Raw genomic sequence first — 21,154 nt, 5'->3', positions numbered from 1 at the left:
GATCAGGACGCCAAAGTTCTGACCTAGAGCTTTTCAATATTGGCGATCAGATTCTCCGCGCGCTGGAGCAGCGCTTCCCGTTTCTCGGGCTTCTGCTTGTCCCAGTTCCGGTACATCATGCCCATACGCGGGTTTTTGGCAAAGTCGTCCCGATGGCGATCGATGAAATGCCAGTACAGGGCGTTGAACGGGCAGGCGTCTGATTCGGTGGATTTGTTCACCTTGTAATGGCAGTTGGCGCAGTGGTCCGACATGCGCTGGATGTACTTGCCGCTGGCGGCATAGGGCTTTGAGCCCAGGTAGCCGCCATCGGCGTGCATCACCATGCCAAGCACGTTGGGCAGTTCCACCCAGTCGTAGGCATCGGCGTATACCGCCAGGTACCAGTCGCAGATCTCCTCCGGCTTGATGCCGGCCAGCAGCGCGAAGTTGCCGGTAACCATCAGGCGCTGAATGTGGTGGGCGTAGGCGTTACGACGGGTGGCATCAATGGCCTTGTGCATGCACCGCATCCTGGTGTCCCCGGTCCAGTAGAACCAGGGCAGGGCGCGGGTGTTGCCCAGGCGGTTCTCCTGCGCATACCCGGGCATGTTCATCCAGTAAATTCCCCGCACGAATTCGCGCCAGCCCAGTATCTGACGGATGAATCCCTCCACCGCGTTGATCGGCGCTCGCCCTGAATACCACGCCTGGGCCGCCGCCTCGCAAACCGTAACCGGATCCAGCAGCCCGGAATTGATATAGGGCGAAAGAATCGAGTGAAACAGCCAGTCCTCGGTGTCGGAAATCGCGTCCTGATAATCGCCGAAACAGGGCAGAGCGAAATCGATGAAGTGCTCAAGCGCAGCTTCTGCGTCCTCGGCCGTTACAGCAAAATGGAAATCGCCGGTGGTGCCGAAATGATCGCCGAAATGCTCGTCCACCAGACCGATCACATCCCGGGTAATGGCATCCGGCTCTATCCGGAATGGCGCCGGCGCCGGCGGTTTGCCGGTCCATTTCTTCCGGTTGTCCGCATCGAAGTTCCACTGCCCGCCCTCGGGCTCACCCTCAGATGTCATCAACAACCCGGTCTTGCGCCGCATCTCCCGGTAGAAGAATTCCATCCGCAGCTGCTTGCGGCCCTCTGCCCAGTCGGCAAACTCCTGTTTGGATGCAATAAACCGTGTATCCGGCCGGATTTCCACCGGCACCCCGAGGCGTTCGTGCCAGCCACTGATCTGCTCATGCAGTCGCCATTCGCCACACTCGGTGGTGATTACTTTTTCCGCATTGAGCCGCTTCACCTGTTCGCCAACCACGGCCTCAAGGCTCTGGTGTTGGTTGTCCGGATGATAGGCCTGGTAATGAACCTGCCAGCCATCGCTCTCCAGTTGCCGGGCAAAGTGACGCATGGCACTGAACAGCAGCACGATTTTCTTCTTGTGGTGGTTGGTGTAGCTGGCCTCGTCGTGTACCTCCGCCATTACCACCAGATCCCGGTCCCGGTCGGCGTTTTCGAGTGCGTTGATGTCTCTCGTTAATTGGTCGCCGAGGATCAGAATCAGGTTGGCCATGGTGAGGAATTCTCCAGTCAGTATGCTGCGGGCTATGCCCACAAAGGGGTAAACCAAGTACGCCAAGAGCCCAAGGGTGGTTCAGTAACCGGACTGGTAAACTGAAACCATCAGTCACCTGACCCGAATCAAAAAACCAGTCAAAGGATTGCCCTAAAATGCCGGCAAATCCTGGATGCCCCCGTTTTACCCCAGAGCGCCTATTATGACCTCCACACCCGCACTCAAAGCCCAAGACTCAACACTGCCAGAATTCATCTGGGATGACGCCCTGATTCGCCGCTACGACCTCAGCGGCCCGAGGTACACCTCCTATCCCACGGCCGTCGAGTTCAACCAGAACTACCCGATTGAGGACATGGTCAAAGCCGCGGCTCGCAGCAAGGCCAGTGGCCGGCCGCTGTCGCTGTACACTCACCTGCCGTTCTGCGCGCACCTTTGCTACTACTGCGCCTGCAACAAGGTGATCACCAAAAAACGCGACAAGGCAATGCCCTACGTGGAGCGGGTGCTGAAAGAGGCGGCCATCCAGTCAAAACTGTTCGGGGCCGACCGGCCGGTGACCCAGCTGCATTGGGGTGGCGGTACCCCCACGTTTTTGCCTAAAGATGTGATGGAACACCTGATGGCGGGATACGGGGAGCTGTTCAACCTGCAAACCGGTGATGAGCGGGATTACAGTGTGGAAATTGACCCGCGGGAAGTGGACCAGGATACCCTGCCAACCCTGTGGAACCTGGGCTTCAACCGGATCAGTCTGGGGGTACAGGATGTAAACCCGGAGGTTCAGAAAGCAGTGAACCGTATCCAGCCCCGGGCCATGACCGAAGCCGTGCTCAACGAGGCGCGGCGCATCGGCTTCCGGTCCATCAACCTGGACCTGATCTACGGCCTGCCGTACCAGACGCCGGAAAGCTTCGCCGAGACCCTGGAAGCGGTGCTTGAAATGTCACCGGACCGTCTCTCGGTGTTCAGCTATGCCCACCTGCCGGACCGCTTCTATCCGCAGACCCGGATTCAGGGCGACACCTTGCCCAGTCCACAGCAGAAGCTGACCATCCTGCACAACACCATCAACCGCCTGCTGGACGCCGGGTACGAATACATTGGCATGGACCACTTCGCCAAGCCGGATGACAGCCTGGCCGTGGCGCAACGGGAAGGCCGTCTGCACCGGAATTTCCAGGGCTACACCACCCACTCCGAATGCGATCTGGTCTCCCTTGGCGTTTCCGCGATCGGTCAGACAGATGATGCCTATTTCCAGAACAATCACGACCTGCCTTCCTGGGAGGCGGCCATTGATGCGGGCCAGCTGGCCATCACCAAAGGCGTCAACCTCACTCGGGACGACCGAATCCGCCGCTGGGTGATCGGCCAGCTGATTTGCCAGTTCCGGCTGGACCGTCAGCTGTTTGCAGATGTCTGGCAGGAAGATCTGAACCGTTATTTTGCCGATGAGCTCAGCCGTTTGAAGCCGATGATTCAGGATGAGTTGATTGCTGATGATGGCAATGCCCTTCAGGTTCAGCCCGCCGGCCGGCTGCTAATCCGGGCCATCTGCCAGATCTTTGACCTGTACCGCAAAGAAGGTGCCAGCCAGCGGTTCTCCCGGATTATCTGACGGGAATAGCGAACTGGGGGTCAGAAGAAAGCTTTCTTCTGACCCCCAGTTATTTTCCAGAGTAAAAAAAGGGGCTGCCCGTTACCGGACAGCCCCTTTTTTCGTTTGCAGGTTTCAGCTGTAGGCCGGCACCTTGAACTCGTTGGCCAGGTCCTGCAGGACCCTGGCCAGCCGTGCCTGCTCGCCGGTCACCTGGGTGATTTCCTGGGAGCCGGTGAGGGTCAGGATCGCCGCTTCACTGACCGATTCCATATTGCCCGCCAGTTCCCGGGTAACCGCGACCTGCTCTTCGGAGGCGGTGACAATCTGGCTGGCCATATCGGAGATGCTGTTCACATCGGTCAGGATATCGGCGAAGGTCTGCTCCAGTTCTGATGCCTGCTCGCTGGTGGCGTTCGCCAGTTTGTGGCTTTCCACAATCGAACGGCTGGCACTGTCGGTAATGCTCTGGAACCCGTTGATAATGTCCTCAATCTGGGTCGTAGACTCGTGAGTCTGTTGTGCCAGGGTCCGGACTTCGTCGGCAACCACGGCAAACCCCCGGCCGTGCTCGCCTGCGCGGGCGGCTTCAATCGCAGCGTTCAACGCCAGCAGGTTGGTCTGGTCGGCAACCTTCCGGATTACGTCCACCACGTCGGCGATGGTTGAGCTGCGGTTCTCCAGTTCTTCGATTACCTCATTCACCGTCTGAACCGACTTCGCCAGGGAGCGAATACTCTTCACGCTGCCGTGCAGCACCTGCTCGCCACTGCGGCTTTTCTCCATGGCGCTGCGTGCGGCATCGGCCACCTGCTGGGTGTTCCGGGAGATTTCCTCGGAGGTGGCCGACATTTCTTCGGTGGCCGCAGCCACCTGCTCAATCTGTTGCTGCTGGTTTTTCACCTGGCTGGCGTTCTGGCCGGCCGTAGAGCTGGTCTCTTCCGTAGCAGTGGCCAGCTGGACGCTGGATTTGTCGATGTGGAGCAGGGCATTGCCAAAGCGTCCGAACAGGTCGTTAATGGCCTTGCCAATGGTGCCCACCTCATCATGGCTGGAGATTTCAATCTCGCGGGTCAGGTCCTTGTTGTCCATGGCAAACCGAACGCCATCAAGCAGGCGGCCGACCTGGAGATTGATGGCACGGATAATCACCAGCATCAGCACCAGTACAGCCAGAACGGCACCTGTGGAAATGCCGGAGGCCAGCCTCAGGTCGTTCCGGGCGTCGGCAACGCCTTCTGATGCCAGGCTCATTACGTCGGATAACATCTCCTTTCTCGCCTGATTGAGGTTGCCGATTCGCTGGGTGGTGGTTGTGAACCAGTCAGAAGCGTCCAGTGCATACATGCCTGACGGGCTGCTGAACAGCGTTTCACGACGCTGCGCCAGCGCCTGGCTTGCAACGCTGAGGCTCTGGTTTTCCAGGGTTGCCCGGATCTCATTGTCAGCGGCCAGCATTGTTATGGCTTCGTTGAGAAAGGCTTCCTGCTGCCCGCCGAGACCCGCAATTCGGGCCATGGTGGGCAGATCGAAGTCACCGCCGCGAATCATGGAGGCGCCCGCGGCTCTTTCGCGGCCGGCCATCTCGGCAACCTTGGCGAGGGCATAGTAACCGTTAACCTCGCGGGTCAATTCCGGATCGGTTGAGCGCCGGACAATAAGGCCAATCCGGTCGATTAATCCCATGATCATCGCGGTGTAGCGGGGAGCAACGTCGCTGCGGTTGTCAACGGAGCGGCGCAGGGCGTCGATGTTGTCGAGCTCCTGGCGAACGGACTGAATGCTTGTTTCAACCGTCCTGTCAAACGATGCATCTGTCATCAGGGCATTGATGTGGCGCTGATAGTCTGAAATCCGCGTGTCGGTTTGTCGCCGCTGTTCCGCAAGATCTCTTTCGGCCTGCCGGGCGGCATCGCTTCCCGGGCTGCTGGCAAGGAAAACCGCGGAGCGACCACGCTCTTTCTGAAGGGCTTCGGTGAGAGGATCACCGGCTTCAGCCAGTTCGATCTTTGCGAGCAGTTGTTGCATGTCGTCCAGTTTGCCTTGATTCAGAACGACGCTTTCTGCCGCGAAAAACAGGATAACAAGCAGGGCCGGCACCACCAGAGTGATCAGTTTGCCCCGCATGGAGAGATTGTTGATAAATTTCATAGCGTTCTGCCTTGGCTGTCCGTGTCGGATATGCCGCTATTATCCCGGCATAGCAAGGTCGCTCTCTATCAGCGTGAAGGAGTAGCAGTGGAGGTAGTTACGGGCAGGTAAGCTTATGTTTCTGCTTGTTAAGTTTCTGATAAATATCAATTAAAAACAGGGTCCGTACTACCGCGTAGAGTACTACCACAGAGGTATTCAGCAGATTGGGAGTATCCTGCTGACAAAGGTCAAGGTAGCCGGGCGACGTGTCCGATATGGTCGATGCCGTTACTTCAAGGCGGAAAAAACCATGGAACTTGTGTGCCCGGCCGGCAGCCTCCCGGCCCTGAAAACCGCCGTTGATAACGGTGCCAACGCTGTCTACTTCGGTTTTAAAGACAGCACCAACGCCCGTCAGTTTGCCGGCCTGAACTTCAACGACAAACGCGCTGCCGAGGGTATCGAGTACGCGCACCTCCGGGGCACGCGAGTTTTCTGTGCCATCAATACCTACCCGCAGCCAGATGGCTGGGAGCAGTGGAAAGGAGCGGTAGACCGCGCCGCAAATCTCGGCGTCGACGCTATTATCCTGGCCGACATGGGCCTCCTGGATTATGCCGCCACACGATATCCGCACATCCCCCGGCATCTGTCGGTTCAGGGGTCTGCCACCAGCCACGAAGCGCTCTCTTTTTACAAAGATAACTTCGATATTCGCCGGGCCGTGCTGCCCCGGGTTCTTTCGCTGGACCAGGTGCGTGGTGTGGCCAAACACAGCCCGGTGGAACTGGAAGTGTTTGCCTTCGGTAGCCTGTGCATCATGGCTGAGGGCCGCTGCTACCTGTCCTCCTACCTGACCGATGAATCCCCTAATACCCGGGGCGCCTGTTCCCCTGCCAAAGCTGTGCGTTGGCAGGAAACCTCCCAGGGTCTTGAATCCCGACTCAATAATGTCCTGATCGACCGTTATGGTCAGGGCGAATCCGCCGGCTACCCGACTCTATGCAAAGGCCGTTTTGAAGTTGAGAGTCATGTTTATCACGCCATTGAAGAACCGGTGAGCCTGAACACCCTGGACCTTCTACCCGAGCTTCAGGCGCTGGGTATCAGTGCCGTGAAGATTGAGGGGCGCCAACGAAGCCCGGCCTACATCGCGGACGTAGCCAGAACCTGGCGCCATGCCCTGGACGACCTTCAAGCCGGCACCAACGGCTTTACGGTTGAGCCTCAATGGCAGCAGACGCTGGCGGGTCTTTCCGAGGGCGGCCTGACAACACTGGGCGCCTACCATCGCAAATGGAAATAAGGTTTCACCACCCATGCTGAAGTTATCCTTGGGGCCGATCCTGTGGTTCTGGTCCAGGCAGACGGTTTTCGATTTCTACGCCAATGCCGCCGAGTGGCCGGTGGATACCATCTATCTGGGCGAGGTGGTGTGCTCCCGCCGGCGGGAACTGAAACCGGATGACTGGCTGGATCTGGCCCGTGATCTGAAAGCCTGTGGCAAGAATGTGGTGCTCTCCACGCTCACGCTGATTGAGTCGGAGGCCGATTTGCGTCGCCTGCGCCGGTTCTGTGAGCAGAATGAATTCCTGGTAGAGGCCAACGATCAGAGCGCCCTGCAGGTGGCCATCCGGAACAGGATTCCGTTTGTCACCGGCCCGTCCATGAACATCTACAATACCGCTACCCTGAAAATCCTGGCAAAGCAGGGCTTGCAGGGCTGGAATCTGCCAGTGGAGCTGGGCAAGGAAACCCTCGAGCAACTCATCAAGGAGCTGAAAGGCGAGGAACTGGATTTGCCCGCTGAGGTGTTTTCCTGGGGCTTCCTGCCCCTGGCCTGGTCCTCCCGTTGCTTTACCGCCCGCCATTACAACCTGCCCAAAGACAACTGCGAGTTCCGCTGCCTGCAGCACCCGGACGGCATGGAGTTGCGCTCCCGGGAAAGCCAGGAGCTGTTCCGCATCAACGGCATTTCCACCTTGTCTGGCTCCCGTTACGACCTGATGCGGGAGTTGCCGGATATGGAGCGTATGGGGGTAAGCACCGTGCGCCTGAGCCCGGAACATCAGGGCATGGAGGAGGTGGTCAGACGCTTTGATCAGGTCCGCCGGGGAGAAGTGCCAGCCTCCGACCCGCTGCAACTGGTGGAGGCACCGCCGTGCAACGGGTACTGGTATGGCAAGCCGGGGATGGACCTGATCCCGACTTGATATAGATAAACCGCCCCTGCGACTTTTGCTGGTTTTTGTTAGCGTCGTTTGCTGAGATTGCTCTATATCCCGAGTTTTATTCTCTGGAAAATCCGGGAGGAATGCGCTTATGGATATCCGACTGAAACGCGCTTATGCAGAACCCTCAACCTCAGATGGCCCACGGCTGCTTGTTGACCGTATCTGGCCTCGGGGAGTGGCCAAAGAAGATGCGGATATAGCTCACTGGCTGAAGGGTCTGGCGCCGTCAACTGAACTGCGCAAGTGGTTCGGTCACGATCCCGAAAAATGGCCGGAGTTTCGGGAGCGGTACCTTGAAGAGCTGACATCAGGTGATGCCAGCGAGGATCTTGAGGCACTTAAGAAGCTGCTTGAGCAACATGACCGCATAACGCTCGTGTTTGCTGCGAAGGATACCGAGCACAACAATGCTGTGGCGCTCCGGGATTATATTTTGAATGACCAACTCTGAATCATTGGAGAATGGCGGCCCGTTGGGCCGTCCAGATTGCTGAAAACGCTCGCACCTTCTTGGTCTGTCGGCGAACCTTATTCCTGGCTGAGCGCTTCCTGAGCCCACTGCCAAGCGGCAACCGTCGCCGGAAAGCCTATCGAATTCATGCCCAGCACCAGCGCGTGCTCGATTTCCTCACGTGTGAGGCCCAGTTCCAGACTACGACGAATGTGGGACTTCAACGCGGATTCGCGACCCGCACCAACGCAAACGCCGAGCTTTACCAAAGCGCGCATTTTTTCATCCAGAGGGCCAGCATCGGCGAGGGCTTTACCAAGCTGTTTATGCGCTTGTTGCAGCTCTGGAAACCGTTCGCTGAAGGCAACGAAAGTTTTGGGGAGTTCGCTGTCGTGTTTATTCATTTGATTGCCTCGTTTGCGGGTTCCGCCAAGCCTCCGTGGTCGGTTTCACCGGTGAAGAGATTCTGATATTAAACGAAAACCTTACCTGACATTGCAGGATTATAGAATCGGTAAATGCATTCAGATAATGCAGCCTCTGCCGTATCCAGGCGTCAATAGCGTCAGTTTGCACATGCTAATCGACCAACTATTCGTGTTGGCGGCTTATTTGCAATTTTTCAGAGAAATTACCAGTGTTCAGCGAGATTAGGCTGCGGCTTCTACTCGGTCCCGCCCATTGGCTTTGGCCTTGAACAACGCCATATCCGCTCGCATTAAAGCTTGGCACGGCAGCTCATTGGGGGAAACTTCAGCAACCCCCAGACTAATCGTCTGATGGCCGACCAGGGGAAACGACATTTCCTTAATCCTTTTTCGCAAAGCATCTGCCAAAAGCAGAGCGCCCCAGAGGCTCACGCCAGCAGCATTGGCCCAGACAATGTTGAGATGTTGTATATCAAAAACCCAGAGTGGGGTTTGTAATCGGTCAGCCACCAAAGTGGGTGGTTGTAACGTCCTGTGGGAGTTTTGGGATAGGCTGTTCATCGGTTCAACGAGATTGAGTTCCAGAGTATGCTGTTTAATTTTCGCCCACTATCAGCGTCGTTGCGATACCCATAACAGGTCCACCTAATCATGGGTAAGTGCAGACTTAACTGACTAGTCGCGCTGAACGATTCGGCAGGTTGTTGTCTGCGTCTTGCGCTATTCTGTGACTACCGGCTTTTCGATAGAGGTGATATCAGTTGGCGAAATCACAGTTTGACGGATCAACGACTTTCGAGATTTTTCCCTGGAACAGGAATTTTGAGACCGGGTTTGGGGATATTGATGATCAGCATAAAGCCCTGGTGGAGATTCTGAATCGACTAGCGTGGCATTTTGCCTCAGATGCTTCGGAAATGACGGCAGATCGGGTAATGGACGAACTGCTGTCTTATGCATCCTATCACTTCCAGTTTGAAGAGCAGATCTGGGATCGCGCCCTGGGCGATTCGGAAATGGCCAAGAATCACCACGACAACCACCAAATGTTTTTTGCGCGAATTCAGATGCTCAAGCAAGGGCCTGGATCCCACGAAGAAAAACTGACCGAGCTATTTGACTATCTTACCAAGTGGCTGGCTTTTCATATTCTTGAATCAGACCGACGTATGGCGCTTACCATTCGGGCGATGGATCAGGGGCTAACGGTCGGAGAGGCGAGCGAGAAGGTGGATTCCGAGTTGAGCGGTTCCATTTCTGTGCTGGTCAGCGCGCTGCTCGAAATCTATGGCAAATTGTCTGCAAGCACCATTCAGTTGATGCGGGAAAAAATGGCGCGACTGCGAACCGAAGATGAACTGCACCGTCTTCAGCAAGAGCAAATAAAGGAGGCCTTGGATAATCAGGCCAGCGAATATCAAATACAACTGGAAGCGCTCGCATTTGAGGATCCGTTGACAGGCTTGTTAAACAGAAATGGAATCGTTCAAGCACTCAGGAAGCAGTTACAAGGAATAGGTCAGAGTGGGTCGGGCTGGTCGGGTGCTGTGGTTGCTATTGATCTTGATGATTTTGTGATGATCAATGCCACGCTCGGCGAAGACACCGCCGATTATTTCCTCAAGCTTCTCACGCGACGTTGGCTTGATTCAATCCCGTCGGGAGCCCGCCTCGCCCGAACAGGGGGCGATGAGTTTATACTGCTACTACCAGATACGAGCGAAATAGAATCCACGCTCGAAGCTCTGCGCCTATCGGGCCTGCAGGCCTTTCATCTGAATGATCAGCAAGTGATCGTCGAATTCACGGCCGGTATCGTGTTTGTCGTGGAGCAGACGGTTTCGGATGCTGATAGTTTGCTTCGCAAAGCGAACCAGACACTGTTCCTTGCCAAGCACGAAGCGAAAGGCGACTGGCTATATCTGGATGCTGAAGAACAGGGCCGTTACCGTGCCAGAGAGATAATTCTGTCAGGAATCCGTGAGGCCCTTACCAGAAACAATTTCCGGCTCCTGTATCAGCCCAAAGTTAACCTGCGAACGGGCGAGATCGTCGGGGCTGAGGCGCTGATACGCTGGCAACACCCGGACAAAGGGTTGATGTCTCCGGGCAAGTTTCTGCCGGCAATTGAACACCACAATCTGAGCATCTCAGTTGGGGAGTGGGTTCTGCGGGAATCGCTGCGGCAAATGCAACGTTGGGATCAGCAGAACCTCGAACTGAAGGTGAGCGTTAACATTGCTGCCTTGCATCTGCAGTCCGAGGCGTTTCCTGAGACCCTGACAAATATTCTCAAGGAATTTCCGGACATCAATCCCTCTCGACTGGATCTTGAGATTCTTGAATCCGCAACGCTGGGTGATCTGGGGCAGGCCGTGGCTACCATCTCAGCGTGCCAGGCTCTGGGTGTGGTTTTCTCACTCGATGATTTTGGAACCGGCTACTCTTCATTGTCGTATCTTAAACAGCTGCCAGTAGAAACTCTGAAACTCGACAGGGAATTCGTTTCTGGTGCCGAAAATGATCTGGAAAACCACTCGATACTCCGGAGTGTTATCGAGTTGTCCCGGGTATTTCGCAAACAATTTATTGCGGAAGGTGTGGAGACGGTTCGTCAGGGTGAAATCTTGCTGGAGCTTGGTTGTGAGGTCGCACAGGGCTATGCCATCTCGCCGCCAATGGAGCCCGAAAAGCTGCCAGCATGGGTTGCCAGTTGGCGGCCCTTTCCCGAATGGCTAAAACATCGCTAACGCAAGAGAGCTATTGCCGCAACAGATTTCGCAGACTGAGACACCACTCCAGGCTATCCAGCAGGTTTTTTACGCCCAGGCCCAGCTCCGTGTCACCTTCGATAACCAGCTTGCGCTGGAAAAACAACTGGTCGGGGTCCTGTCGACGTTCCGCCAGGGTTCTGAAGGCGGTCAGCGAGCCGCGGATTGTTGCCTCCCCGGGGCCGTCGATCACCCGCAGGCGGCCGGCCCAGAAGCCAATGGTGATGCCGGGTTGTCCGCCGTTCACCTCCAGGCGAATCCGGCGGCCTTCGAAGTCATCGAATTCTCCCTCATCAATGGCCTGGGCAAAAATGCGGTTGAGCGGTGCTTCTGCAGCCAGCTGCTTGAGGGGCACCGGGATTCTGCGATCAATAGCGCCCAGCATGGGCGCGGGGGAGGGTAGGTACTCCCGAAGGACGGAAAGCGTTTGCCCAATCAGGGGAGAGTTCAGGGAGGCAGTGGAAGGTAGTGAAAAAGCCATGCTTTACTCCGGGCGGTCAGTAACCGGCACAGAGTAAAGCAAAGTACTCTGGAACGATTTGATATAACTCAGCCCTTGTGGAGGCCTTCTTCCACTGCCCAAACGGCCACTTCCACCCTTGAGCGCAGGTTCAGTTTCTTCAGCAGGTGTTTCACATGGACCTTGACGGTGCCGTCACTGATGTCGAGCTTGCGACCAATCATCTTGTTGGAGAGACCCTCGGCAATCAGGCGCAGAATATCCTTTTCCCGTGGCGTCAGGCTGTCGAAATCCGGGCGTGATGCCTGTTGGGGCTTGTTGGAGCGCAGGGCCTCTGCCAATAGGGTGGTCAGTCGGTCACTGATCACCATTTTGCCGACCGCAGCCTGATGGAGCTGGGTGATCATGTCTTCCGGTTCCATGTCCTTCAGCAAGTAGCCGTCAGCACCGGCCCGGAGTGCCGCCACAACATCATCTTCCTGGTCCGACACGGTGAACATCACAATGCGGGAGCTGATGTTCTGTTCCCGCAGTTTCTTCAGAGCCTCAATGCCGTCCATCTCTGGCATGTTCAAGTCCATCAGGATCAGGTCGGGTTCCAGTTCGGTGGCCAGCCGAATGCCGTCGGCAGCGTTACTGGCCTCTCCGGCCACGCTCATATCGTCTTCCATGTCGATCAACTGTTTGATGCCCTGGCGAAGAAGCGGGTGATCGTCGATCAACAGAATACTTGCGGGTGACTCAGACATCGGGTTCTCTCTTTTTTTCAGGCATTTGATGCTTCTGTGGGAATCAGGTTTCGGCTTTTGGGAACAAATCCCAGGGTGACTTCCACACCCCCTTCATCCCGGTTGCTTACTTCGACCTTACCGCCCAGGGTCCGGGCGCGGTCCTGCATGATTATCAGGCCGTAATGATTGACGGGCTGGTCACTGCCGGGCAGGCCCCTGCCATTATCCCGGATCCGCACCCGTACCTGCGGTGATTCGAACAGAACATCCACAGTTATGTCTGTGGCGTCCGCATGTTTGACCGCGTTGGCAAGGCCTTCCCTCACAATCTGCAGGGTATGGATCTCTTCATTCGGCGACAGGGTCTGGGGCGGCAGATTGTACTGCAGCCCAACCGGCTTACCCAGCCGCTCGGAAAACTCTTCAATGGTCTTTTGCAGGGCAGTAGCAAGATCCGGCGTGTCCAGCTTCAGCCTGAACGTCGCCAGCAGCTCCCGCAACTGGCGATAGGCACTGTTCAGGCCGGTACTGAGTTCGTCGAGAATTGCCTCGTGAGTTTTTTGTTGCTCGCCGTCGATGTTGAGGCGTCGCAGCCGGGCAACCTGCATTTTCAGGTATGAAAGTGACTGGGCCAGAGAATCATGGAGTTCCCGGGCAATCACGGTGCGTTCTTCAGCAAGCGTCTGCTGCTGCTCCTCGGTAATCTGCCGTTCCAGGAAAATGGCCGTGGCCAGCTGGTCGCTGAGGGTTTCCAACAGCCGCCGGGAGGTTTTCGAAAGACCTTCCTCAGCCGGGTACCAGACCTCCAGTGTACCCAGCAGCTGTCCGGGGGTACGGATCGGTAGCAGGAGCCGCCGACCGTCGTTGGATTCCACGGGAAGCTCGTCATAGGCCTCTGGCGTCACCAGGCAGGCATTGCAGTGGTGATCACGGCAGTAGAAGGGCCGTTCCCGGCTGGCGGTCGTGATTGCTTGAATTGGCTCTGAGGATTCCTTGTCATGGAGATAGAGGCGGATCGGGCCAATGCCCAGTAGCTGCTCAAGCTCCTGAAGCATGGGGATCGCCCCATTGCACAGGTCGTGTTTGGCAAACAGGTCCCGGCTTGCGGAATGCAGGAGTTGAAGGGCCGCGTGGCTCCTTTCAAGCTCTTCCGTTTTCAGGCGGGCCCTTTCTTCCAGCTCGTAATAGGTCAGTGCCAGCTCGCTGGTCATCTGGTCAAAGGCCTGGCCAAGTTGTGCCAGCTCGTCGGAGCCGCTCAGGTTGGCCTTACGGGAAAAGTCCTGGTCGCCCACGGCGATGGCGATGCTGACCAGCTTGCGCAGTGGCCGCAAAATACGGTTTTTCAGATCGATGAACAGCGCCACGATGATAAGAATGGAAAAAGCCAGGCTGATGATCTGAATCAGGTGCAGCAGGTCAATACGGGCTTCGGTTCGCTGTTCCAGCATATTGACCAGCTGGTCTACGTTATCAACGTATTGCTGCGTTGAAGCGAGCATGGCCGCGGAAATGGGGGTGCTCTGGTCGTGTTCCTGCAGGGCAGGCCGAAGCACGGTTTCCCAGGATTGAAGAATGGCCTCGTACTGGGCGGCCAGAGGATGGTCACGGTTCTCGGGGATGGCGTCGGTAATGCTGGCGTCAGCCAACTTGGTCTCGTAGCGCTCCAGCATCTGCCCGATTGAGCGCTCCCCGGATTCTGAAACGACAGGCCCCGCGCTCCGGGCAAGCAACTGAAAGGCCCCCATGCGCAGGGCGCCCGCCAGATTGATCGCGGTGGCATTGCCTTCGATGCTTTTGGAAACCGCAAGCGTGGTCGCCATGCTGACAAGGGCTGTCACCACCACGGCGCCAACAACGAGGGCGATTCGGTTTACAAGCGGGCTTCTGGATTTCATTCAGTCTCTTGCGCATCAATGCGTGTGGCGGGGGTGGGTGAATTATGCCCCGCACCAAGATTCGGTGATACCTCCTTGAGGATAGTCAATTACCCCAATAGTTGGTAACCCATCATAATCTTTGACCCTTTTATGATCAAAAGAAGAAACTGAAAAACAGGTTTCCAGAAGAGCGACAGTAATGAAGTCCGAAACGGATCATGCAGATGACCGGCTGGCGTCATTGGCAGTGGTGCTGCCGTTGGCGGTGGCGGGCTTTGTTGTTGCTGCCGGGTGCTGGACTCTGTTTGCGGTGGCCGGAGTCCATCTGCGTTCGGAGCTGGCTCTCAGCGACTTGCAGTTTGGATTCCTGCTGGCGATGCCGATGGCGGTGGGCGCGGCGCTGGCCGTTCCAGCGGGCCTGGCGGCGCAGAAATTCGGCGCCCGCCGGATCATGCTGATTTGCCTGGCCGGACTCGCAGCCTGCATGGTGATACTTCTGACCACCGATACCTTCCCCGGGTACCTGATTGCCGCCGGCGGCCTCGGGCTGGCGGGTGGATTCTACAGTGCCGGGTTGCAGTTCGTGACAGGACACTGTGAATCTAGACGCCTGGGCCTTGTGCTCGGGGTGTTTGGCGCCGGTGTGACCGGCGCGGGATTCAACTACTACCTGGTGCCACTGTTCCATGAGGCCTTTTCCTGGCACGGGGTGCCGCTGGCCTATCTGATCGTGCTGTTGCTGGTGCTTGCGCTGCTGGTCATGCTTACCGATCCGGAAGACGCCGAGGCGGACCCGACCGCCGAAACCTCAGTCCGGGTGCTGCTCCACCGCATGCAGACGAGGCGGGCCGGTCAGCTTTGTGGCTATTTTGGCGTTGTCGCCGGCAGCTTCTTTGCGTTGGCTTTGTGGCTGCCGGATTATTTGTCGTCACAGTTCGATCTGTCAGTGGATTCCGGCGCGCGCCTGGCTCAATGGTTTGTGATTCCCGGGGCCCTGGCCCAGATTGTGGGAGGCGGATTTGCCGATCGGTTCGGCAGTGCAAGGGTTGTCAGCCGAGCACTGATGGTCTGTCTGATGGCGCTGTTTGTTTTGTCCTACCCACCCATGACCCTGTTTATCCAGGGCGTTGACGCCACTATCCGGGTTGAATTTGCCCTGCCCATGCAACTGGAGGGTGTGTTTGTCGTCACGCTCGGGCTGGCCATGGGCTGCACCATGGGTAGCCTCCAGCGGCTGGTTATTGTTGAAAATCGTTCGGTGGCGGCCTTTGTTGCCGGCTTGCTGCTGGTGAGTGCCTGTTCCGTAGCCTTTGTTCTGCCGGTGATTTTCAGCAGCGTTAACCACTGGCTGGGTATCCGCAGTGCGGTCTTCATGATTCTCTTCCTGCTGCTTGTGGGCTGTCTTTTCCTGTTTGCCCGGGAAAGTCGCCGACACGAGCGTGAACACCTACTCCACCCGGGGATATAAGCCACCTACCCCCAGGGTGGTAGAAACGGGTTATGAGGTAGTAACCACGCAGATTTCGCGGTTTTTCTCACACACAATGGTCTCAAATCGGAGAAACGATCCGGCAGACGGAGAGAGACCATGAGTCATTTGATCGATAAACTGAGTTACTTCAGGAAGAAGCGCGAGCCGTTCGCGAACGGACACGGCGAAACCCACGAAGTCAGCCGCGAGTGGGAAGACAGCTACCGCCAGCGCTGGCAGCACGACAAAGTTGTGCGCTCCACCCACGGCGTAAACTGCACCGGCTCCTGCAGCTGGAAAATTTACGTCAAGAACGGCCTGGTTACCTGGGAAACCCAGCAAACCGACTATCCCCGTACCCGTCCGGATCTGCCTAACCACGAGCCCCGTGGCTGCCCCCGTGGTGCCAGCTACTCCTGGTACATGTACAGCGCCAACCGGCTGAAATACCCGCTGATGCGCAAGCATCTGATGAAGCTTTGGCGTGCCGCGCGCATGCAGTTCAATGATCCGGTGGAGGCCTGGGCTTCTATCGTGGAAGACCCCAAGAAAACCGCTGAGTACAAGCCCCGCCGTGGCATGGGCGGGTTCGTGCGCTCAAGCTGGGATGAAGTCAACGAGCTGATTGGCGCCTCCAACGTTTACACCGCCAAAAAGCATGGCCCAGACCGCATCATCGGCTTCTCGCCGATTCCTGCCATGTCCATGGTCTCCTACGCAGCCGGCAGCCGTTACCTGTCCATGATCGGTGGCGTCTGCATGAGCTTCTACGACTGGTACTGCGACCTGCCGCCGGCCTCCCCGCAAACCTGGGGTGAGCAGACCGACGTGCCTGAATCCGCAGACTGGTACAACTCCGGCTATATCATTGCCTGGGGCTCCAACGTACCCCAGACCCGTACCCCGGACGCCCACTTCTTTACCGAAGTTCGCTACAAGGGCACCAAGACCGTCGCCATTACTCCGGATTACGCCGAAGTCTCCAAGCTGTCCGACGAGTGGATGAACCCCAAGCAGGGCACCGATGCCGCTCTGGGCATGGCCATGGGCCACGTGATCCTGAAAGAGTTCCACGTCGACAACCCCAGTGAGTACTTCACCGACTACGTGCGTCGCTACACCGACATGCCTTACCTGGTCATGCTGGAAGAGAAGGATGACGGCAGCTTCGTGCCGGGCCGCTTCCTGCGCGCCAGTGACCTGGTGGACGGGCTGGGTGAAGAAAACAACCCCGAGTGGAAAACCATCGCGATCGATGAGGCCTCCGGTGAGCTGACGGCGCCCAATGGTTCCATTGGCTACCGCTGGGGCGAAAAGGGCAAGTGGAACCTGAAGCAAACCGCCAAGGGCTCCGACGTCAACCTGCAGCTGTCCATGGTCGAGAAGCACGATGACGTTGTGGACGTTGCCTTCCCGTACTTCGGTGGTATCGAGCACGACCACTTCAAGCACGTGGAAATCAAGGACATCCTCAAGCACAAGCTGGGTACCCGCAAGGTGCAGCTGGCGGACGGCTCCGAAGGGCGCGTGGTCACCGTTTACGACCTGATGGTGGCCAACTACGGCATCAGCCGTGGCCTGGGCGAGGACGACGGTGCCACTTCCTATGACGAAGTGAAGCCCTACACCCCTGCGTGGCAGGAAAAGATCACCGGCGTCCCCGCCGAGAAAGTGATCCGTATTGCCCGTGAGTTTGCCGACAACGCCGACAAGACCAAGGGCCGGTCCATGGTCATCGTCGGTGCCGGTATGAACCACTGGTACCACATGGACATGAACTACCGCGGCCTGATCAACATGCTGATCATGTGTGGCTGTATCGGCCAGAGCGGTGGCGGTTGGGCTCACTATGTAGGCCAGGAAAAGCTGCGTCCGCAGACCGGCTGGCAGCCCCTGGCCTTTGGTCTGGACTGGCAGCGTCCGCCCCGGCATATGAACTCCACCTCCTTCTTCTACGCCCACTCCGGTCAGTGGCGTTACGAGAAGCTGGGTGTCGATGAGATCCTGTCGCCGTTGGCGGACAAGTCCAAATTCGGCGGCAGCCTGATTGACTACAACGTGCGCGCCGAGCGCATGGGCTGGCTGCCGTCTGCCCCGCAGCTCAACCGCAACCCGCTGGGTATTGCTGCCGAGGCGGAAAAAGCCGGAATGGAAGTGTCGGACTATGTGGCGCAGTCCATGAAGGACGGTTCCCTGGCGTTTGCCAGTGAGGATCCGGAAGCGCCCCAGAACCATCCGCGCAATATGTTTATCTGGCGATCCAACCTGCTGGGGTCCTCCGGTAAGGGCCACGAGTACATGCTCAAGTACCTGCTGGGTACCAAGAGTGGCCTGCAGGGCAAGGATCTGGGCCACGAAGGTGGCGCCAAGCCGAAAGAGGTCAAATGGCATGACGAGGCGCCGGAAGGCAAGCTCGACTTGCTGGTGACCCTGGATTTCCGTATGTCCACCACCTGTCTGTATTCAGACATCGTTCTGCCAACGGCCACCTGGTACGAGAAGAACGATCTGAATACCTCCGACATGCACCCGTTCATCCACCCGCTGACCGCCGCTACCGATCCGGCCTGGGAAGCGCGCAGTGACTGGGAGATCTACAAGGGCATTGCCAAGGCGTTCTCCAAGGCCACCGAAGGCCACCTGGGTGTCGAGAAAGACGTGGTTACCCTGCCGCTGCTGCACGACGCTCCGGCCGAGCTGGGCCAGCCGTTTGATGTGAAGGATTGGAAGCGCGGCGAGTGCGACCTGATCCCGGGCAAGACCGCGCCCAACTTCATCACCGTTGAGCGGGACTACCCGAACACCTACGCGCGCTTCACTTCGCTTGGTCCTTTGATGGACAAGCTGGGTAACGGTGGCAAGGGCATCAACTGGAACACCGAGAAGGAAGTGAACTTCCTCAAGGATCTGAACTACACCCACATCGAGGGGGCGAACGCAGGCCGTCCGAAGATCGAGAGTGCCATTGATGCAGCCGAGGTCATCCTGACACTGGCCCCGGAAACCAACGGCCAGGTTGCGGTGAAAGCCTGGGCTGCGTTGTCAGAAATGACCGGCCTGGACCACACCCATCTGGCGAAGAACAAGGAAGAGGAAAAGATCCGCTTCCGGGATATCGTGGCGCAGCCGCGCAAGATCATCTCCAGCCCGACCTGGTCTGGTCTGGAAGACGAGCATGTCTCCTACAACGCCGGTTACACCAACGTCCATGAGCTGATCCCCTGGCGCACCCTGACTGGTCGTCAGCAGTTCTACCAGGACCACGAGTGGATGCGCGCCTTCGGCGAGAGCCTGCTGGTGTATCGCCCGCCGATCAACACCAAGACGGTCAGCAGCATGATCAACCAGCGCAGCAACGGCAACGCCGAGAAAGCGCTGAACTGGATCACGCCGCACCAGAAGTGGGGTATCCACAGCACCTACAGCGACAACCTGTTGATGCTGACCCTGTCCCGCGGTGGCCCGATTGTGTGGCTGAGTGAGGACGACGCAAAAGAACTGGCCATTGAGGACAACGACTGGATCGAGCTGTTCAACGCCAATGGCGCCATTGCAGCCCGGGCGGTTGTGAGTCAGCGGGTGATGCCCGGCATGGTGATGATGTACCACGCCCAGGAGCGGATCGTGAACATTCCGGGCTCGGAAATTACCGGTACCCGTGGCGGTATCCACAACTCGGTCACCCGGGTGTGCCCGAAGCCGACCCACATGATCGGCGGCTACGCCCAGTATTCCTACGGCTTCAACTACTACGGAACCGTAGGTTCCAACCGCGACGAATTCGTGGTGGTTCGCAAGATGCACAACGTCGACTGGCTCGACGGTGAAGGCAATGACACTGTTCAGGAGGCTGTAAAATGAAGATCCGTTCCCAAGTCGGCATGGTGCTGAACCTGGACAAGTGCATCGGTTGCCACACCTGTTCAGTCACCTGCAAAAACGTATGGACCAGCCGTGAAGGCATGGAATACGCCTGGTTCAACAACGTCGAGACCAAGCCCGGTATCGGCTACCCGAAAGAGTGGGAGAACCAGGACAAGTGGAAGGGCGGCTGGATGCGTGACAGCTCCGGCAAGATCCGCCCGAAGATCGGTGGCCGTTTCCGGGTACTGGCGAACATCTTCGCCAACCCGGACCTGCCCCAGATCGACGACTACTACGAGCCGTTCGATTTCGACTACCAGCACCTGCACACCGCTGGCGACAGCAAGCACCAGCCGGTTGCCCGGCCGCGCTCGCTGATCTCCGGCCAGCGCATGCAGAAAATCGAATGGGGTCCCAACTGGGAAGAAATCCTGGGTACCGAGTTCGCCAAGCGCCGCAAGGACAAGAACTTTGACCAGGTACAGGCGGATATCTACGGCCAGTTCGAAAACACCTTCATGATGTACCTGCCGCGCCTGTGCGAGCACTGCCTGAACCCGGCGTGTGTTGCCAGCTGCCCGAGTGGTGCCATCTACAAGCGTGAGGAAGACGGCATCGTCCTGATCGACCAGGACAAGTGCCGTGGCTGGCGGATGTGTGTCTCCGGCTGCCCGTACAAGAAGATCTACTTCAACTGGAAAACCGGCAAGTCCGAGAAGTGCATTTTCTGCTATCCGCGGATCGAAGCCGGCATGCCCACCGTGTGCTCCGAGACCTGTGTTGGCCGGATTCGCTATCTCGGTGTGCTGCTTTACGACGCAGACCGCATCGAGGAAGTGGCCAGCGCCCCGGGCGAGCATGAACTCTATGAAAAGCAGCTGGAAATCTTCCTGGATCCGTTCGACCCGAAAGTGATCGAGCAGGCGAAGAAAGACGGCATCCCGATGAACGTGATCGAAGCCGCCCAGCAGAGCCCGGTGTACAAGATGGCGGTGGACTGGAAACTGGCCCTGCCGCTGCACCCGGAATACCGCACCCTGCCCATGGTCTGGTACGTGCCGCCCCTGAGCCCGATCCAGTCCGCGGCGGAAGCCGGCAAGGTCGAATTCGACGGCATACTGCCGAAGATCGAAAGCTTGCGGATCCCGGTGAAGTATCTGGCCAACCTGCTTACAGCTGGTGACGAGAAGCCGATTGTCCGGGCTCTCAAGCGGATCATGGCCATGCGTCTGTACAAGCGTGCCGAGACCGTTGAAGGCAAGGAAGACCTGCGCGCCCTTGAAGAAGCCGGTCTGACCAAGGCCCAGGCGGACGAGATGTACCGCTACCTGGCCATCGCCAACTACGAGGACCGCTTCGTGATTCCCACCAGCCACCGCGAGCTGGCGAAAGAAGCCTTCCCCGATGCCACCGCCCATGGCGAGCGCAACGGTTGCGGCTTCAGCTTCGGTGAAGGCTGCAACGGCGACAGCAAGTTCAACATGTTCGGTGGCCGCAAACAGACCACCAGCATGGTCCAGAAGCTGTCGACCGTGAAGCAGGTTGACCCGAAACAGCTGCAGGAATAAGGAGGCC

Annotated in this window: 14 protein-coding genes; 8 read left to right on the top strand and 6 right to left on the bottom strand. The window is 57.7% G+C overall.

What is annotated here, in order from left to right:
* Nucleotides 1-23: 23 nt before the first annotated feature.
* Nucleotides 24-1,556 carry a cryptochrome/photolyase family protein gene (locus KYE_RS15985; RefSeq protein WP_008175429.1) on the bottom strand — a complete coding sequence of 511 codons (1,533 nt, stop codon included), beginning with the start codon at nucleotides 1,554-1,556 and terminating at the stop codon, nucleotides 24-26.
* 205 nt (nucleotides 1,557-1,761) lie between these two features.
* On the opposite strand from KYE_RS15985, the gene hemN reads away from it, so the two are divergent.
* Nucleotides 1,762-3,180 (top strand): oxygen-independent coproporphyrinogen III oxidase, encoded by a 1,419-nt coding sequence (gene hemN, locus KYE_RS15980; RefSeq protein ID WP_008175427.1) that lies wholly within the window; start codon nucleotides 1,762-1,764, stop codon nucleotides 3,178-3,180.
* 114 nt (nucleotides 3,181-3,294) lie between these two features.
* Here hemN and KYE_RS15975 read toward each other — a convergent pair whose 3' ends face one another.
* A complete protein-coding gene (locus KYE_RS15975; RefSeq protein ID WP_008175425.1) occupies nucleotides 3,295-5,310 on the bottom strand; it encodes a methyl-accepting chemotaxis protein in 2,016 nt (671 codons plus the stop codon).
* 292 nt (nucleotides 5,311-5,602) lie between these two features.
* On the opposite strand from KYE_RS15975, the gene ubiU reads away from it, so the two are divergent.
* The 3 genes from ubiU (at nucleotide 5,603) to KYE_RS15960 (ending at nucleotide 7,977) form a co-directional block, all read left to right on the top strand.
* On the top strand, nucleotides 5,603-6,598 hold the full coding sequence (gene ubiU / locus KYE_RS15970) for a ubiquinone anaerobic biosynthesis protein UbiU (RefSeq protein ID WP_008175423.1): 996 nt from the start codon (nucleotides 5,603-5,605) through the stop codon (nucleotides 6,596-6,598).
* 13 nt (nucleotides 6,599-6,611) lie between these two features.
* Complete coding sequence (locus KYE_RS15965; protein WP_008175421.1) at nucleotides 6,612-7,505, top strand: U32 family peptidase; 894 nt, start codon at nucleotides 6,612-6,614, stop codon at nucleotides 7,503-7,505.
* Nucleotides 7,506-7,614: 109 nt separating this feature from the next.
* Entirely contained in the window at nucleotides 7,615-7,977 is a 363-nt protein-coding gene (locus tag KYE_RS15960; RefSeq protein WP_008175419.1) for a DUF488 domain-containing protein, read from the top strand.
* Between the two features lie 77 nt (nucleotides 7,978-8,054).
* Here KYE_RS15960 and KYE_RS21230 read toward each other — a convergent pair whose 3' ends face one another.
* Nucleotides 8,055-8,381: a carboxymuconolactone decarboxylase family protein gene (locus KYE_RS21230; protein WP_081467548.1), complete on the bottom strand. Its 327-nt coding sequence runs from the start codon at nucleotides 8,379-8,381 to the stop codon at nucleotides 8,055-8,057.
* Between the two features lie 785 nt (nucleotides 8,382-9,166).
* On the opposite strand from KYE_RS21230, the gene KYE_RS15945 reads away from it, so the two are divergent.
* Nucleotides 9,167-11,155 carry a putative bifunctional diguanylate cyclase/phosphodiesterase gene (locus KYE_RS15945; protein WP_008175413.1) on the top strand — a complete coding sequence of 663 codons (1,989 nt, stop codon included), beginning with the start codon at nucleotides 9,167-9,169 and terminating at the stop codon, nucleotides 11,153-11,155.
* 10 nt (nucleotides 11,156-11,165) lie between these two features.
* On the opposite strand, the gene ubiT is transcribed toward KYE_RS15945, so the two are convergent.
* The 3 genes from ubiT to KYE_RS15930 form a co-directional block, all read right to left on the bottom strand.
* Entirely contained in the window at nucleotides 11,166-11,657 is a 492-nt protein-coding gene (gene ubiT, locus KYE_RS15940) for a ubiquinone anaerobic biosynthesis accessory factor UbiT (RefSeq protein WP_100169509.1), read from the bottom strand.
* A 68-nt stretch (nucleotides 11,658-11,725) separates the two neighbouring features.
* The gene (gene narL, locus KYE_RS15935) at nucleotides 11,726-12,385 is read right to left on the bottom strand and encodes a two-component system response regulator NarL (RefSeq protein ID WP_008175410.1); all 660 of its coding nucleotides are present in this window, start codon (nucleotides 12,383-12,385) and stop codon (nucleotides 11,726-11,728) included.
* A 17-nt stretch (nucleotides 12,386-12,402) separates the two neighbouring features.
* Nucleotides 12,403-14,262 (bottom strand): histidine kinase, encoded by a 1,860-nt coding sequence (locus KYE_RS15930; protein WP_008175408.1) that lies wholly within the window; start codon nucleotides 14,260-14,262, stop codon nucleotides 12,403-12,405.
* Between the two features lie 181 nt (nucleotides 14,263-14,443).
* On the opposite strand from KYE_RS15930, the gene KYE_RS15925 reads away from it, so the two are divergent.
* The 3 genes from KYE_RS15925 to narH all read left to right on the top strand — a co-directional run bounded on the left by KYE_RS15925 (nucleotide 14,444) and on the right by narH (nucleotide 21,147).
* Nucleotides 14,444-15,712, top strand: a complete 1,269-nt coding sequence (locus tag KYE_RS15925; RefSeq protein ID WP_008175406.1) for an MFS transporter — start codon at nucleotides 14,444-14,446, stop codon at nucleotides 15,710-15,712.
* A 120-nt stretch (nucleotides 15,713-15,832) separates the two neighbouring features.
* Nucleotides 15,833-19,576, top strand: a complete 3,744-nt coding sequence (locus KYE_RS15920; RefSeq protein WP_008175404.1) for a nitrate reductase subunit alpha — start codon at nucleotides 15,833-15,835, stop codon at nucleotides 19,574-19,576.
* A complete protein-coding gene (narH, locus tag KYE_RS15915; RefSeq protein WP_008175403.1) occupies nucleotides 19,573-21,147 on the top strand; it encodes a nitrate reductase subunit beta in 1,575 nt (524 codons plus the stop codon). Before KYE_RS15920 ends, narH begins: the two co-directional genes overlap by 4 nt.
* The last annotated feature ends 7 nt before the right edge of the window (nucleotides 21,148-21,154 follow it).

The organism is Marinobacter manganoxydans MnI7-9 (genome assembly GCF_000235625.1).
Taxonomy (GTDB): domain Bacteria; phylum Pseudomonadota; class Gammaproteobacteria; order Pseudomonadales; family Oleiphilaceae; genus Marinobacter; species Marinobacter manganoxydans.
This window is presented reverse-complemented; position numbering and strand designations above follow the sequence as displayed.